The organism is Vibrio sp. 2130-1 (assembly GCF_033339515.1).
This window is the reverse complement of record NZ_JAWOUT010000158.1, coordinates 1-828: the sequence shown is the minus strand read 5'-3', so window position 1 is coordinate 828 and position 828 is coordinate 1. Positions and strand designations below refer to the sequence as shown.

Here is an 828-nt window from a genome sequence, read left to right as displayed (position 1 = left end):
TAGCGGATGAAGTGTTGGCAGAAAATGATCTGATCAACAGCTACGAATCGCTACGTGAAATCACAGGTCAAGAACACAAAAACTTAAACGTTCTTGATACTAACCGTTTCTCTGCGACTCGCACTAGCAGCCCAGCTGAAACATTGATCGAAGAAGCGAAAACGAAGAACCTTAGCCTATTGTCAGCTCGTATTTCTCAAGACATCGCGCGCGACAACATCTCACTAGCTAGCTCTGGTCACCTACCAACGTTATCTCTAGATGGTGGTTACAACTACGGTGATTATTCAGGCACAGAAAGTAACTACAACAGTGGTCTTGGCCGTAATGCAAATAGTGACCGTACAAGCGACGGCTTCAATATTGGCGTTAACCTAGCAGTGCCACTTTACACTGGCGGCAACGTGACATCACAAACCAAACAAGCTGAGTTTGCGTACGTTGCAGCAAGCGAAGATCTTGAAGCTCAGTACCGTAGCGTAGTGAAAGATGTTCGTGCACAAAACAACAACATCAACGCTTCTATTGGTGCGTTAAAAGCGTATGAGCAATCGGTAGTTTCAGCGAGATCTGCGCTAGAAGCGACAGAAGCTGGTTTTGATGTAGGTACTCGTACTATCGTTGACGTTCTAGACGCAACTCGTCGCCTATACGATGCGAACAAAAACCTTTCAGACGCTCGTTACAACTACATCCTGAGTGTTCTTCAGCTTCGCCAAGCGGTTGGTACACTAAGCGAACAAGACATCTTGGATGTGGATGCAGGTTTGAAACCAGCGAAATAACATTCAGTTATACAATGAAATTAAAACGCCAGTTGATTCTTCA

The 828-nt window shown here is 45.0% G+C and carries 1 protein-coding gene; it reads left to right on the top strand.

Annotated features, from left to right (window positions below; translation table 11 throughout):
• Window positions 1-785, top strand: a 785-nt coding sequence (locus R7Q09_RS24880; RefSeq protein ID WP_318143788.1) for a TolC family protein, incomplete at its 5' end; no start/stop codon positions are given.
• Window positions 786-828 lie beyond the last annotated feature (43 nt).